Source organism: Halomonas sp. BC2 (genome assembly GCF_002078115.1).
Lineage (GTDB): Bacteria > Pseudomonadota > Gammaproteobacteria > Pseudomonadales > Halomonadaceae > Vreelandella > Vreelandella stevensii.
This window is the reverse complement of record NZ_LFGT01000008.1, coordinates 87544-101219: the sequence shown is the minus strand read 5'-3', so window position 1 is coordinate 101219 and position 13676 is coordinate 87544. Positions and strand designations below refer to the sequence as shown.

The window sequence follows — 13676 nt, the reverse complement described above, 5'->3', positions numbered from 1 at the left end:
CTGGCTGACCAGCTCGATCATGGGCGTCATGCGCTGGGTGTCGGTGGCCAGAATATCGAACGCCACCGGCAGGCGCAGGTTGGCGTCGTCGCCTGGGGTGAGGGTCACGTCCTGTTGATACTGCCCCTGCACGGGGTCGACGCCCGGCATGTCCAGCGTCCAGCGAAACCCGGACATTTCCACGGCGGGCATGCCTGCCGGTAGCCCCAGGCCCATGGCCAGGGTGGCCTGCACGGGCAGGCTGCCAGCGCCCAGGCTCGAAGCCAGCAGGCGAGTCAGGTCGCTGGTATCCAGGCCGGCATTCACGCTGTATGGCCCGATGCGCACCTCTTCGACTCCCAGAGAAGTAACGGCCAGCCGGAAGGCAAACAGGCCGGTTTGTGGCAGCGCAAGGCAGCCGGTCAGTAGAGCAGCGAGCAGCAGCAGAATCAGGCTGCGGCCACGGCGAAGGGCATGGTGCATGTGTTTCCCCCAGAGAAAGGGCAAAAGGTCAGTGTAGCGGATGCTCGAAAGCGCCGCTATTTGAGGGCCACCGCCCATGGCTGTCAAGCGGATTTGTTGGCACCGAGCGTTGTGCTGGTCGTAAAACCTGAAAAGCCATCGCCCGCCATATAGGCGGGCGATGCAGGCGGGGCCAGTTTTCGAGCAGCACCTAGCGGCGGCTCTTGCGGGCTTCTCTGGTGCGGTTCAGCTCGCGTTTCTTGGCTTTTTCCTTGTCGCTGGCACCTGCCATCTTGTCGAAAGGGTTGCTGCCTGAGCGGAACTCGAAGCGCATGGGCGTGCCGCGTACCTTCAGTACCTTGCGGAAGGTGTTGATCAGGTAGCGGCGGTAGGCCTCGGGCAGCGATTCGGTCTGGTTACCGTGGACCACGATGATGGGTGGGTTGCTGCCGCCCTGGTGGGCCATGCGCAGCTTGATCCGTCGACCATTGACCATGGGGGGCGGGTGCTGACTGACCGCATCTTGCAATAGCGTGGTCAGGCGGTTGGTGGACCAGTGGGCATTGGCTGCCTTGAAGGCCCGCTCGATGGAGGGGTAGAGGTCGCCAACGGCGGTGCCGTGCAGCGCCGAGATGAAATGCAGCTCGGCGTAGTCGGCGAAGCCCAGGCGGCGCTTGATGTCCGCTCGCATCTTCTCCTTGGCTTCGCTTTCCAGCCCGTCCCACTTGTTCACTGCCAGCACCAGGGCGCGGCCCGTGGTCAGGACGTAGTCCAGCAGGTGCAGATCCTGTTCGACTAGACCGCTGCGGGCATCCAGCACCATCACCGCCACATGGCTCTCCTTGATGGCGTCCAGCGTCTTGATGATGGAGAACTTCTCGGCAATTTCACGCACGTTCTTGCGTCGACGTATCCCGGCCGTGTCGATCAACACATAGGGGTGGCCGTTACGCTCGAAGGGGATCTCGATGGCATCGCGAGTGGTGCCTGCTTCATCGAACACTACAACGCGGTCTTCACCCAGCAGCCGGTTGACCAGCGTGGACTTGCCCACGTTCGGGCGGCCAATCACACCGATACGAATGCCTTTCGTGCCGGTGTCGGCAGGAATGGTCGGGTCGCGCTCGGGGAAGGGTTCCAGCACGGTATCGATGAGCAGCGACACGTTGCGCCCGTGGGCGGCGGCGATGGGCCACGGGTCGCCCAGGCCCAGCTTCCAGAAGTCGGCCATGGCAGAGTGCTCTTCGAGCCCATCGGTCTTGTTGACTACCAGCCAGGTTTTCTTCTGATTGACACGCAGGTGATTGGCGATGGCCTCGTCGGCCACGTTGAGCCCCGCTCGGGCATCCACCAGAAACAGCACGATGTCTGCTTCGTCGATGGCGGCCAGTGACTGCTCTGCCATGGCGGCGTCGATGCCTTCCTCGTCGCCGCTGATGCCGCCCGTGTCGATCACGGTATAGGCCTTGCTACCCAGCATGCCGTTGCCGTATTTACGGTCGCGGGTCAGGCCGGGAAAATCCGCCACCAGCGCGTCGCGCGAGCGGGTAAGGCGGTTGAACAGGGTCGATTTACCCACATTGGGGCGACCCACTAAAGCAATGACGGGTGTCATGGAGAAACTTCCAGGGTTTCCAGGCGACCATTGTTGGCCTGGACATGAATGGTGCTGCCTTCAGTGACCGGGCGCACGCTGATACCGGAGCTGTGGATGCGAGTCCGGCCTACCAGGTTGCCTTCACGGGCATCCAGCAGGTGCAGATAACCTTCGAAGTCACCCACCACAAGACGGCCATCCGCAAAAGCGGGCGCTGTCAGCCAGCGATCTTCCAGATCCGTATTACGCCATACTTCCTGACCGCTATTGGCATCCAGAGCAATGACGTGGCTATTGTCGCTCACCACCAGCAGCAGGTTGCCGACCAGAATAGGGGTGTGGCGGCTGGAAATGTTGGCTTCCCACAGCGTGCCGCCTTGAGTGGCTTCCAGCGCCACCACCCGGCCGTTGTAGCTAGTGACGAACAGGCGGCCATCCGGGCTCAGTACCGGCTGGCCAGAGAGGTCCACCAGACGTTCGACATCGCTACGACCACGTGGCGTGGCGATTTGCATTTCCCAGAGCGGCTGGCCGCTGCGGTTATCCAGGGTGGCCAGGCGACCATTGGCCAGACCGACGAAGGTAACCGGATCGATGACCATGGGCGTGCCCGTGCCGCGCAGGGTCAGCGCAGGCTGAGAGCTGGTGTAGACCCAGCGCTCTTCGCCGCTGGCGCGATCGAGGGCCGTTATCTGGCCGTCGATGCTCTGTACCAGCAGCAGTTGCTGGTTGGCCTGGGGGGCGGCCAGCACTTCGCTGGACACGCGCGAACGCCAGCTCACGCTGCCGTCACGCTGGCTCAGCGCAATCACTTCACCGTTGCGGGTGCCCAGATAAACCTGGCCGGCAATGGCGTAGAGCGCACTGGAGATGGGGGTATCCAGTTCGATTTGCCACTCACGCTCACCGCTCTGGCCATTGAAGGCGGCGACCAGGCCATTGGCATCGGCGGCAAACACGGTATTACCCTCGCGCGCCGGGGCAATCGGGTAGCGGGCACGACCAAAACCGTCGCCGACATTGCGCCGCCACAGGCTATCCAGCGACGAGGTTTCATCGAAGCTACGCAGCTCCTTGGGCGTGTAGGCAGGCTCTCCCTTGCTGGCGCAGCCGGCCAACAGCGCCAGTGCAACGGCGCCCAACGTGGCACGCATCAGCGAGGTGGAAAAAAGCGGTTTTAACAGGCTGTGGGTCATCACTGATTCGCCTCCTCGGCGCCGATATCGTCGAGCTTGAACTGCACGCCATAAAGCGGCTGGTTCTGCGTTTGGGCAATTTCCAGCGCGGCTTGCCACGCCTCGCGCGCTTGCTCGGGCTGGTTCAGAGCCAGATAGGCATCGCCGCGTACGTTGGCCTGTTGGGCGGCCAGGGTGTCGGTGATCGGTTGGTCCAGCAGTGCCAGGGCCGCTTCCGGGTTGCCTTCAGCGATTTCGATACGTGCCAGACGCAGCCAGGCCAGGCTCTGGACGTAGCGGCGTGATGAGCTGTCGGCGACCCTTTCGAGGGCTGCTTTGGCCGCGGTCAGATCGCCTTCCTGCACGGCCAGGCGGGCCTCCAGCAGCTGGGCAAGTTCGGCATACAGGGTGCGGCCATGCTGGTCGGTCAGCTCGCTGATCAGCTCTCTCGCCGCCGCGCGCTGCTCCTCTTCCAGCGAGTTGGCGGCCGTGATGGTCACCAGCTGCTGATAGCGGGCAGAGGCCGCTTCCGACTGGCCTTCCTGGTAGTTCTGCCAGGCATTCCAGCCGAACACACCGGCGGCAGCCAGCACCGCTCCAGCAATCAGCGAGGTGCCGTTCTCTTTCCACCAGCGCTTGACGACGTCCAGCTGTTCTTCTTCGCTTCTCAGATCCGCCACGGGCGGCCTCCTATTCAATCACCCAGCCGCCGTAGCGGCTGACAGGTATTCATTTACCCACCCGAGACGCTGGGTGGGCAGCATTTAGTGGGTCGCGTTGCCTGGCGTAGCGGCCAGCAGGTCGCTCAGCGTGCTGGCCAAACCCTCCTGGGCTACCTGCTGCTGCTCACGGTCGTCGCGCAGGAACTTCACAGTCGCCGTTTGCTGCGCCAGCTCGTCTTCACCCAGCAGGATGGCGATGGGCGCGGCGCTTTTGTCGGCCTTTTTCATGCGGCTCTTGAAGCTGCCGCCACCGCAGTGCAGCTGCAGGCGCAGGTCGGGCAGCGCGCTGCGCAGCTGCTCTGCCAGGGTGAGAGCTGCCACGGTGGCGCTGTCATCCATCGGCACCAGGTAGACGTCGCAGCCGCCCAGCGCTTCTTCCGGCACCAGGTCGAGGGTTTCCAGCAGCAGAATCAGCCGCTCGATCCCCATGGCAAAGCCCACGGCAGGTGTGGGCTTGCCGCCCAGCTGTTCGACCAGCCCATCGTAGCGGCCACCGGCACAGACGGTGCCCTGGCTGCCCAGCGCCGTGGTGGTCCACTCGAACACCGTACGGCAGTAGTAGTCCAGGCCCCGCACCAGGCGCGGGTTGACCACGTAGGGAATGTTGGCCGCGTCGAGCATGGCCTTGAGCTGCTCGAAGTGCTCCCGGGAGGCGTCGTCCAGGTGATCCATCAGCTGTGGCGCGGCGTTCAGCATCTCGGCCATGTCGGGATTCTTGGAATCCAGAATGCGCAGCGGATTGCTGGTCAGGCGACGCTTGGAGTCTTCATCCAGTAGCGCATGGTGCTGCTCGAAGTACGCCACCAACTTGTCGCGGTAGGCTGCGCGGGCGTCGCTGGAGCCCAGAGAGTTGAGTTCCAGAGTGACATGTTCGAGAAGGCCCAGCTCTTGCCATAAGCGGGCAGAGAGCAGAATTACTTCGGCATCAATGTCCGGGCCGTCGAAGCCATAGGTTTCCACGCCCACCTGATGAAACTGACGGTAGCGTCCTTTCTGGGGCCGCTCGTGGCGGAACATCGGACCCTGATACCAAATCCGCTGGGTCTGGTTGTGCAGCAGGCCATGCTCCATGGCAGCGCGTACGCAGCTGGCGGTGCCTTCCGGGCGCAGGGTCAGGCTGTCGCCGTTGCGGTCGTCGAAGGTGTACATCTCTTTTTCGACGATATCGGTGACTTCCCCGATGGAACGGGCAAACAGGGCGGTTTGCTCCACGATTGGCGTACGGATCTCATCAAAGCCGTAGCGCTGCATCAAGTGGCGTACCTTGGCCTCAAAAAATTGCCAGCGAGGGCTGTCGCTGGGCAATAGGTCGTTCATTCCACGGATGGCTTGAATCTTTTTAGCGGCGGACTTGCTCAATGAAAACTCCTTGTCTGGGCGGCAGCGCGAGGCGCAAGGCGTGCCGCCTGTTGCAGGCAACGCAGGTGTCAAACGCTGCGTGCAATCATGTTCTCTTGCTGCTGCTCTTTCTGGCGTACCTTGTCGCGGATCAGCTTTTCCAGGTCATCCACCAGATGGTCGTTACGCAGTTTGCTGGCAGGTTTGCCGTCGATGTAGACCAGGTTGGCGGGTGAACCACCGGTCAGACCGATATCGGTCTCCTTGGCTTCGCCAGGGCCGTTGACCACGCAGCCAATCACCGAGACATCCAGCGGGGTCATGATGTCTTCCAGGCGCTCTTCCAGCTGGTTCATGGTGCTGATGACATCGAAGTTCTGCCGTGAACAGCTGGGGCAGGCGATGAAGTTGATGCCCTTGGCGCGCAGCTTCAGGCTCTTGAGCATGTCGAAGCCGACCTTGATCTCTTCCACCGGGTCGGCGGCCAGCGAGACGCGAATGGTATCGCCGATACCATCCATCAACAGCATGCCGAGGCCAATCGATGACTTGACCGTACCCGAGCGCAGGCCACCTGCTTCGGTAATGCCCAGGTGCAGCGGCTGTTCGATGCGGGTGGCCAGGTCACGGTAGGCGGCCACGGCCATGAACACGTCCGAGGCTTTGACGCTGACCTTGAACTCCTGGAAGTCGAGCCGATCCAGGTAGTCGATGTGACGCATGGCCGACTCGACCAGCGCGGCGGGCGTAGGCTCGCCGTACTTCTTTTGCAGGTCCTTTTCCAGCGAGCCGGCATTGACGCCAATGCGAATCGGAATGCCGTGTTCGCGGGCCGCGCTGACCACCGCACGGACGCGGTCTTCGCGGCCAATATTGCCGGGGTTGATGCGCAGGCAGTCCACGCCCAGCTCGGCGACTCGCAGGGCAATCTTGTAGTCGAAGTGGATGTCGGCCACCAGCGGTACGTCGACCCGCTGCTTGATCTTGCCGAAGGCTTCGGCGGCGTCCATGTCGGGAACCGACACGCGGACGATATCGGCACCGGCTTTTTCCAACTGCTGGATCTGGCCCACCGTGGCATCCACATCCAGGGTGTTGGTGTTGGTCATGCTCTGAACGGCAATCGGGGCGTCGCCGCCCACGGCAACGCTACCAACCTGTATCTGGCGCGAGGGGCGACGTTTGATCGGAGAAGGGGCGTGCATAGGACGGGTCACTCTCCCAGGGTAAAGCGGGCAACATTGTTGGCACCCGCACGTTGCGCCAGGTTGACGGTATCGCCTTGATAACGCAGCTCGACACCGGTGGCATTACCGATCGTCAAACGAAAAGGCGGTGTACCCTCGACGCTGGCCGTGGTGCCAGGCGCTTGCAGACCAACGAAAACGCGCTGGTTGTTGGCATCGAAAATTTCGGTCCAGGACTGCTCGTTGAACGTCAACTCCAGCAGGTTGGGGTTGGCGATGGGCTCCGGCGCGGTGTCTTCTGCCGCTGCTTCCGGCGCTTGTACCTCGGCGACATCGGTCGCGGGATCGGCTGGGGCATCGGTGGCGTCGGTGTCGGCGACTTCGTCATCCATGCTGACCTGGGGTTCGTCGATCATGGGCGGAATCACCACCGGCGTAGGTACGACCACCGGTTCGGCGGGAGGGGGCGTTGTAGTGTCGGCGGCATCCTCTTCCAGCGTGGAAGACGTACCCATGCTCGGGGGTTCGCTGCCACCACGGCTCTGCCACCAGGCGACGGTAACGCCAATCAGGCCCACGATCACCAACAGGGTGACCAGCTTGAATAGCCAGGCGCCCACCTTTGACGGTGGGCGGGTGACGGCAACGGGGGTGACCTTGCGTTCGGACTCACTGCCCCCGTGGCGCGCTTGATACGCCTCCAGTACCAGCCGTTCATCCAGCCCCAGATATTTTGCATAGGAGCGTAGGTAGCCGCGGCGATAGGCCGTGACGGGAATTTCTTCGTAGTTGTCTTTTTCCAGACCTTCGACCACCGCGCTGCGCAGGTTGAGCGCACGGGCAGCATCACTGATGGGCACACCCAGCGCTTCGCGTTGGCGTGAGAGCAGTTCGCCAGCGGTGCTGGTGGGGGTAACGCTATCGTGTAACGGTGTCTCGCTCATGGCTGAGCATCCTTCAAAAATTAGGTGGTCAGGGCAGTGATCAAGGAGTCAGCAGGCGTTGGTATTCGGCGCCCGTAGCGGTGTCGCCACGGGCGAGGGCGATATCTACCGCCATTTCCAACGCTGCCGGGTCGGGGCCTGCCAGCTGCAGGTAGCTTTGCAGTGGCTCCCAGGCCTGATCGTAGCGGCCCTGCGAAACTTCCAGTTCGGCTAACATTAAATACCCGCGTGTATTGCGCGGGTCGATACTCTGGGCGCGCTGCAAACGGTCGCGCGCCTTGTCAAATTCGCCAGTCGCCAGGTAGCACTGTCCCAGGTTGGTGAATAGCTGGGCACGACTGGCGTATTGTGCATCTTCGGAGGCGATTTCCAACTGCTCGCAGGCCTCCGGGTAACGCCCCTGTTGATACAGGAATGCGGCGTAGTTGTTACGTCCTCGCGTGAACGAGGGCGAGACGTTCAGGGCCTGCTGGAAATAGCGGTTGGCCAGCTCACGCTCCCCCTGCTGCTGATAGACCAGCGCAATCGCCTGAAGTGCCTCTGGGTGGCGGGCATCCAGTTCCAGCGCACGATCCAGCGCGTTCAGGGCGCGGGGCAGATTGTCACGCTCCAGGTAGGCCACTCCCAGCTGGGCATAGGCATCGGCGGCGTCGGGATTGCTTTCATTGAACGTGGGCGTCGAGGTTGCACAGCCTGCCAGCAGCAGGCTGCCAGCAAGGACGGACAGCATGGGCACTCTGAAAAAGGAGAAGCACCTGCGATGACCGATCATGTATGTCCTCTTGAACAGTGCGGCCTTGCTCACACTAATGACGTTAGTAAAAAAACGTGTCCATCAAAGCGCTGTGTTGTGTGGAAGTCAAGACAGCGGCCTTAGTCTGCATCCAGTTGAACCGATTGAATATAGCGCGCACTGCGCTTGGTGCGGTCCTTTACGCGTCCGACCAGCTGCCCGCAGGCGGCATCGATGTCATCCCCACGGGTGGTACGGACAGTGGCGTTGTACTCCAGGTCATAAAGCCATTGCTGAAAACGCATGACCTGGTTGCGCGAGGGCTTTTCATAACCCGAATTGGGAAACGGGTTAAAGGGAATCAGGTTGATCTTGCAGGGCAGCTCCTTGAGGAGCGCGGCCAGCTGTTCGGCGTGTTCCTGCTGATCATTCACGTCCTTGATCAAGGTGTACTCGATGGTCACCTGACGATTGTCCGGGCATTTGGACAAATAGCGATGACAGGCATCCAGCAAGGCACGAATGTTGTACTTGCGGTTGATCGGGACGAGTTCGTTACGCAGCTCATCGGTGGAGGCGTGCAGCGAAATCGCCAGGCTGACGTCGATCTCATCGCCGAGTTTATCCATCATCGGCACGACGCCCGAGGTGGACAGGGTGACGCGGCGCTTGGAGAGGCCATAGCCGTTGTCGTCGAGCATCAGCTTCATGGCGGGCACGACGTTGTCGAAATTCAACAGCGGTTCGCCCATGCCCATCATGACCACGTTGGTCACCGGACGGTTGGCGGTGTCCCGCCGAGGGCCGACGCTGCGTTGCGCTACCCACACCTGGCCAATGATCTCTGCAGCCGTCAGGTTACGCTGGAAGCCCTGTTTGCCCGTGGAGCAGAAGCTGCAATCCAGCGAACAGCCGACCTGTGACGATACGCACAGGGTGCGTCGTTTACCGTTCTCTGCCGGGATCAGCACCGTCTCGACATAGCTGCCATCTTCCACTTCGAGCACCCACTTGCGCGTGCCGTCGCTGGAGGTGCCTTCATACACGACGCCTGGGCCGCGAATCTCGGCCACCTGAGCGAGCTTGTCGCGCAGCGGTTTGGACAGGTTGGTCATCACGGCAAAGTCATCGACGCCCTCCTGGTGGATCCACTTCATGACCTGGGTGGCACGGAATTTCTTCTCACCAATGGAGGAAAAGAAGACTTCCATTTGCTCACGGGAAAGCCCCAGCAGGTTCTGGCGTGCGGGCTCCGCCTGCGAGGCAAGGTCAGGCGTGGCGAGGGAAGACGGTGATGATGGGGCGGCAGTGGTAGTCATGGCGGTCAGCGTTCAGAAAGAGGCGGGGGCCAGGCCCCCGCAAAAATGGCCGGCAACGAATGTTGAAACGGCAGCGCTGGTTTAGCGCGGGCAGATTTCGTCGTTACCGAAGAAGTAGCTAATTTCGCGTGCAGCGCTTTCGGCTGAGTCGGAACCATGGACAGCGTTGGCGTCGATTGTTTCCGCGAAGTCGGCGCGGATGGTGCCCGGAGCGGCTTCTTTCGGGTTGGTAGCCCCCATCAGTTCACGGTTCTTGGCAATGGCGCCTTCCCCTTCCAGCACCTGTACGACGACCGGACCAGAGGTCATGAAGCCGACCAGATCCTTGAAGAAAGGGCGCTCTTTGTGCTCGGCGTAGAAACCACCGGCTTTCTCTTCGGAAAGGTGCAGCATCTTGGCCGCGACCACTTTCAGGCCAGCCTTTTCGAAGCGTGCGATGATGTCACCGATGGCATTCTTGGCCACGGCATCGGGCTTGATGATGGAAAGAGTACGTTCAATCGCCATGCAGAAATCTCCTGGAAAGGGATAAAGCAGAAATTGCCGCCCCGGAAAGCCAGGGCGGCACAGGAAAATGTGTCCGGCCTTGTCTGGACGCTATGCCGCAGGCCGAGTGGCCGCGATTATAGCGTCTCACGCAGGGGATGAATACCGATGAGTGACGTCAAAGAGCGCTTAAACGGTAAAGCTTTCACCGCAGCCGCACTGATCCTTGACGTTGGGATTGTTGAAGCGGAAGAAGCGATTGAGCCCTTCGCTGACGTAGTCCACTTCGCTGCCGTCCAGCATCTCGACGGCATCGGTGGCCACGTAGACGCTGGCCCCGTGGGACTCGAAGTGCACGTCATCCGGCTGAGCCTCGTCGGCAAAGTCGAGCACATAGCTGTAGCCAGAGCAGCCGCTGGGTTTGACGGATACCCGAAGGCCAAGCCCCTTGCCGCGCTCTTCGAGGACGCGGTGGATCTGCTCGGCGGCGGCGGGGGAAATGTTAAGCGTTGCCATGGAGCACTCTCCTTGAAAAGTCGGTCGGTCAGCGGCCAGGCGCAGTGGCCTGGCGCGCCGAAGCACGCAGGCCGCTGACGGCGTGGTGCAGTAGTGTCAGTGCGTGGTCGATATCGGCTGGCTGGGTAAACCGTCCAAAGCTCAAGCGCAGCGAAGAGAGCGCCAGCCGACGGGGCGTTCCGATGCCCAGCAGGACGTAAGAGGGGTCGACGCTGGCCGAGTTGCAGGCAGAGCCTGTAGACACGGCAACGTCGCGCAGGGCCATCAGCAGCGCTTCACCATCGACACCCTCGAACGCGAGATTGAGAATATTGGGCACCCCGTGCTGCTGGGGCGAGTTGGGAATGACGCCCTCCAGCGTGCTCAGGCCATTCAGCAGTTGCTCGCGAAGGGCGGCAATATGCGCCTGATCCTGAGCTTGCTGCTGCTGCATGACGGCAAAGGCTTCCCCCATGCCCGCAATCTGGTGGGTGGGCAGCGTGCCGGAACGCATGCCGCGCTCGTGCCCGCCGCCGTGAATCAGCGCTTCGACACGCATGTCCGGATGGCGTTTCACGTACAGAGCGCCCACCCCTTTGGGGCCATAGGCTTTATGGGCAGACAGCGACATCAAGTCGATGTGCTGTTCGACCACGTCCAGCGGGATGCGTCCTACCGCCTGAGCGGCATCGGTATGGAAGGCCGCGCCAAAGTCGTGGGCCACGGCTGCCAGCGCTGCGATGTCGTTGATGCTGCCCAGCTCGTTGTTCACTGCCATCAGCGACACCAGGGCGGTGTCATCGCGCATGGCCTCGCGCAGCTGTTCGGGGGTGATGCGCCCGTCCCGCTGGGGCTTGAGCCAGGTGACCTCGAAGCCTTCGCTTTCCAGCGCCCTGGCGGTATCCACCACGGCCTTGTGTTCGATGGACGAAGTGACCAGGTGCATGCCGCGCTGGCGATTGGCGCGCATGAAGCCGATCAGCGCCAGGTTGTTGGCTTCGGTAGCACCGCTGGTCCACACGATCTCGCGGGGGTCGGCATGAATCAGGTCGGCCACCTGACGCCGTGCCTGCTCCACCACCTGCTCTGCCTGCCAGCCCAGCATGTGGCTGCGCGATGCCGGGTTGGCAAACAGTTGGTCGACGGTCAGGTAGCGGGTCATCACCTCGGCCACGCGCTCATCTACCGGCGTAGTGGCGGCATAATCGAGGTAAATGGGCAGTGAGGGGGTGGCGGTCATGGGCTTGATTTCCAACGGGCAGTGAGTGGCGTCAGGGGGGACGAAGCAAGGATCCCGGCGTCGGCGCGCTGCTTCTGTCGAGCGGCAATGCGAATGACGTCCGGGCGCTGCATCAGCTGCGCCAGCGTCACGTCATCCAGAAAGTGACGTATCTGACCCGAAAGTTCGCACCACAAGTGGTGGGTCAGGCAAGTGTCGCCCTGCTGGCAGTCGGACAGCCCCTGGCAGCGGGTGGCATCGACGGTTTCATTGACCGCATCGATGACCTGGGACACGCTGATCTCGGCGGCAGGTCTGGCAAGAAGATAACCGCCGCCCGGGCCACGCACGCTGGTGACCAGCCCGCTGCGCCGCAGCCGCGCAAATAGCTGCTCCAGATATGAGAGCGAAATCTCCTGGCGCTGGGATATATCGCCCAGGCTGGTGGGGCCTTGTGGCGTATTGATCGCCAGATCCAGCATGGCGGTAACGGCGTATCGGCCTTTGGTCGTCAAGCGCATAACAGGTACCTCGTCGCTGAGCCTCAGCGCACTGGCGGCAAGTGTAGCGCCATTATGGAAATCCTGAGTGCTTTGGTCAACTATTGGGACGGCTGTTGGTGTCGTCAGCGGTATCCACTGCTTCACTGCGCGTCTTACCCAGTCCGGGGCAGCCGGTATCGGCCTCATCCAGGATGTCGGCGAAGTCCTCATCTTTCAGTTCGGGCAGTTGGCCGTCACGGTAGCTGGCATCCAGCTTGCGCAGGGTAGAGCACATGCGTTCGATACGCTCGTCCACGGCGTGCATATGGTCCAGCATGGCCTGCATGGAGCGTGCCACTGGGTCGGGCATGTCCTGGCTGACGCCATAGGCATCGAAGCCGAATTTCTGGCAGATGGCTTCGCGTCGGGCCGGGTCGATATCCAGCGCTTCCTCGATATCGGGCTCGGCGCGCTTGACGATCTTGCCAGGAATACCGACCACCGTTGCACCGGCAGGCACCTCTTTGGTGACCACGGCGTTGGAGCCAATCTTGGCGCCGGCCCCAACCGTGAACGGCCCCAGGATCTTGGCGCCAGCCCCGACGATCACGCCATCTTCCAGGGTGGGGTGACGCTTGCCTTTATTCCAGCTGGTGCCGCCTAGCGTGACCCCCTGGTAGAGCGTCACGTTGTCGCCGACCTGGGCGGTTTCGCCGATCACCACGCCCATGCCGTGATCGATAAAGAAGCGCCGACCAATGGTGGCGCCGGGGTGAATCTCGATACCGGTCATCCAGCGGGAGAAGGTAGATACCGTGCGCGCCAGCCACTTGAAGTTCTTCTTCCATAGCCAGTGGCCACAACGGTGCAGCAGCAGGGCATGCAGGCCCGGGTAGTTGGTCAAGACTTCGAGAAAGTTGCGTGCCGCTGGGTCGCGGTCGAATACGCTGTTGATGTCTTCGCGCAGGCGTTGAAACATGGGAGTGTCCTTGGGCGTAAAAGCGGCAGCGTGGCAGGCTGTGTATGGGTCGGCCCCCAAATGTGGGGGCGCCACTGGATAACTTCAAGTTTAGGCCATGGGGCGACGATAACGCCTCTCAGCGCGGCGTTGTGTTCGGCTGGGCGGCCTTTTCCGTGGCCGACAGGATGCCGCGCAGAATGTTCATCTCCATTTTTTCGGGGCGAGCACGCAGGTACAGGCGGCGCAGGCGCGCCATCAGCTGGCGCGGCTGTGCGGGGTCATGAAACTCGATGGCGATCAGCGTGCGCTCCAGATGCTCGAAGTACCGCTCCAGCTCTTCGTGGGACGCCAGCGCGGCTGCTTCGTCATCCTCTTGAGCGGGAGGCGCGTCGGCTTGCGTCAGCCAGGCCATGCGGCACTCGTAGGCGAGTACCTGTACCGCCGCCGCCAGGTTCAGCGAGCTGAAATCCGCATTGGTGGGAATGTGTACGTGGGCATGGCAGCGCTGCAGCTCGGCATTGGTCAAGCCGCTGTCCTCGCGCCCAAACACCAGCGCGATGCGCGCGTTGGCAGGGCG

At 62.1% G+C, this 13676-nt stretch carries 15 protein-coding genes; all 15 read right to left on the bottom strand.

The window, feature by feature from the left end; all coding sequences use genetic code 11:
• A partial coding sequence (locus B7L71_RS05805) for a hypothetical protein (RefSeq protein WP_081136592.1) occupies window positions 1-462 on the bottom strand: 462 nt, incomplete at its 3' end.
• 190 nt (window positions 463-652) lie between these two features.
• Window positions 653-2056 carry a ribosome biogenesis GTPase Der gene (gene der / locus B7L71_RS05800; protein ID WP_081136590.1) on the bottom strand — a complete coding sequence of 468 codons (1404 nt, stop codon included), beginning with the start codon at window positions 2054-2056 and terminating at the stop codon, window positions 653-655.
• Window positions 2053-3234: an outer membrane protein assembly factor BamB gene (gene bamB, locus B7L71_RS05795; protein WP_081136588.1), complete on the bottom strand. Its 1182-nt coding sequence runs from the start codon at window positions 3232-3234 to the stop codon at window positions 2053-2055. Before bamB ends, der begins: the two co-directional genes overlap by 4 nt.
• Window positions 3234-3893 carry a tetratricopeptide repeat protein gene (locus B7L71_RS05790; RefSeq protein ID WP_081136586.1) on the bottom strand — a complete coding sequence of 220 codons (660 nt, stop codon included), beginning with the start codon at window positions 3891-3893 and terminating at the stop codon, window positions 3234-3236. The genes bamB and B7L71_RS05790 overlap by 1 nt, the downstream gene beginning before the upstream one ends.
• Before the next feature lie 84 nt (window positions 3894-3977).
• Window positions 3978-5294 (bottom strand): histidine--tRNA ligase, encoded by a 1317-nt coding sequence (gene hisS / locus B7L71_RS05785; RefSeq protein ID WP_081136584.1) that lies wholly within the window; start codon window positions 5292-5294, stop codon window positions 3978-3980.
• Window positions 5295-5362: 68 nt separating this feature from the next.
• Window positions 5363-6478 carry a flavodoxin-dependent (E)-4-hydroxy-3-methylbut-2-enyl-diphosphate synthase gene (gene ispG, locus B7L71_RS05780; protein WP_016914923.1) on the bottom strand — a complete coding sequence of 372 codons (1116 nt, stop codon included), beginning with the start codon at window positions 6476-6478 and terminating at the stop codon, window positions 5363-5365.
• A gap of 8 nt (window positions 6479-6486) precedes the next feature.
• On the bottom strand, window positions 6487-7404 hold the full coding sequence (locus B7L71_RS05775) for a RodZ domain-containing protein (protein WP_081136582.1): 918 nt from the start codon (window positions 7402-7404) through the stop codon (window positions 6487-6489).
• A gap of 40 nt (window positions 7405-7444) precedes the next feature.
• Window positions 7445-8176: a type IV pilus biogenesis/stability protein PilW gene (gene pilW / locus B7L71_RS05770; RefSeq protein ID WP_081136580.1), complete on the bottom strand. Its 732-nt coding sequence runs from the start codon at window positions 8174-8176 to the stop codon at window positions 7445-7447.
• Window positions 8177-8277: 101 nt separating this feature from the next.
• The gene (rlmN, locus tag B7L71_RS05765; protein WP_026001827.1) at window positions 8278-9456 is read right to left on the bottom strand and encodes a 23S rRNA (adenine(2503)-C(2))-methyltransferase RlmN; all 1179 of its coding nucleotides are present in this window, start codon (window positions 9454-9456) and stop codon (window positions 8278-8280) included.
• A gap of 81 nt (window positions 9457-9537) precedes the next feature.
• The gene (ndk, locus tag B7L71_RS05760; protein ID WP_016914919.1) at window positions 9538-9963 is read right to left on the bottom strand and encodes a nucleoside-diphosphate kinase; all 426 of its coding nucleotides are present in this window, start codon (window positions 9961-9963) and stop codon (window positions 9538-9540) included.
• Between the two features lie 168 nt (window positions 9964-10131).
• A complete protein-coding gene (locus B7L71_RS05755) occupies window positions 10132-10458 on the bottom strand; it encodes a HesB/IscA family protein (RefSeq protein ID WP_016914918.1) in 327 nt (108 codons plus the stop codon).
• Window positions 10459-10486: 28 nt separating this feature from the next.
• Window positions 10487-11677, bottom strand: coding sequence for an aminotransferase class V-fold PLP-dependent enzyme (locus B7L71_RS05750; protein ID WP_081136578.1), 1191 nt, complete (start codon window positions 11675-11677; stop codon window positions 10487-10489).
• The gene (gene iscR / locus B7L71_RS05745) at window positions 11674-12177 is read right to left on the bottom strand and encodes a Fe-S cluster assembly transcriptional regulator IscR (RefSeq protein ID WP_081136576.1); all 504 of its coding nucleotides are present in this window, start codon (window positions 12175-12177) and stop codon (window positions 11674-11676) included. Before iscR ends, B7L71_RS05750 begins: the two co-directional genes overlap by 4 nt.
• A 76-nt stretch (window positions 12178-12253) precedes the next feature.
• Window positions 12254-13117: a serine O-acetyltransferase gene (cysE, locus tag B7L71_RS05740; RefSeq protein WP_081136574.1), complete on the bottom strand. Its 864-nt coding sequence runs from the start codon at window positions 13115-13117 to the stop codon at window positions 12254-12256.
• Between the two features lie 118 nt (window positions 13118-13235).
• Window positions 13236-13676: RNA methyltransferase (locus B7L71_RS05735; protein ID WP_283160403.1), on the bottom strand; the 441-nt coding region annotated here is incomplete at its 5' end.

Excerpts from the sequence above, each read along its gene's own strand:
- cysE (WP_081136574.1), bottom strand. The coding sequence starts at position 13,117 with ATGTTTCAACGCCTGCGCGAAGACATCAACAGCGTATTCGACCGCGAC.
- ispG (WP_016914923.1), bottom strand. The coding sequence starts at position 6,478 with ATGCACGCCCCTTCTCCGATCAAACGTCGCCCCTCGCGCCAGATACAG.
- B7L71_RS05755 (WP_016914918.1), bottom strand. The coding sequence starts at position 10,458 with ATGGCAACGCTTAACATTTCCCCCGCCGCCGCCGAGCAGATCCACCGC.
- rlmN (WP_026001827.1), bottom strand. The coding sequence starts at position 9,456 with ATGACTACCACTGCCGCCCCATCATCACCGTCTTCCCTCGCCACGCCT.
- der (WP_081136590.1), bottom strand. The coding sequence starts at position 2,056 with ATGACACCCGTCATTGCTTTAGTGGGTCGCCCCAATGTGGGTAAATCG.
- bamB (WP_081136588.1), bottom strand. The coding sequence starts at position 3,234 with ATGACCCACAGCCTGTTAAAACCGCTTTTTTCCACCTCGCTGATGCGT.
- iscR (WP_081136576.1), bottom strand. The coding sequence starts at position 12,177 with ATGCGCTTGACGACCAAAGGCCGATACGCCGTTACCGCCATGCTGGAT.
- pilW (WP_081136580.1), bottom strand. The coding sequence starts at position 8,176 with ATGATCGGTCATCGCAGGTGCTTCTCCTTTTTCAGAGTGCCCATGCTG.
- B7L71_RS05775 (WP_081136582.1), bottom strand. The coding sequence starts at position 7,404 with ATGAGCGAGACACCGTTACACGATAGCGTTACCCCCACCAGCACCGCT.
- B7L71_RS05750 (WP_081136578.1), bottom strand. The coding sequence starts at position 11,677 with ATGACCGCCACCCCCTCACTGCCCATTTACCTCGATTATGCCGCCACT.
- ndk (WP_016914919.1), bottom strand. The coding sequence starts at position 9,963 with ATGGCGATTGAACGTACTCTTTCCATCATCAAGCCCGATGCCGTGGCC.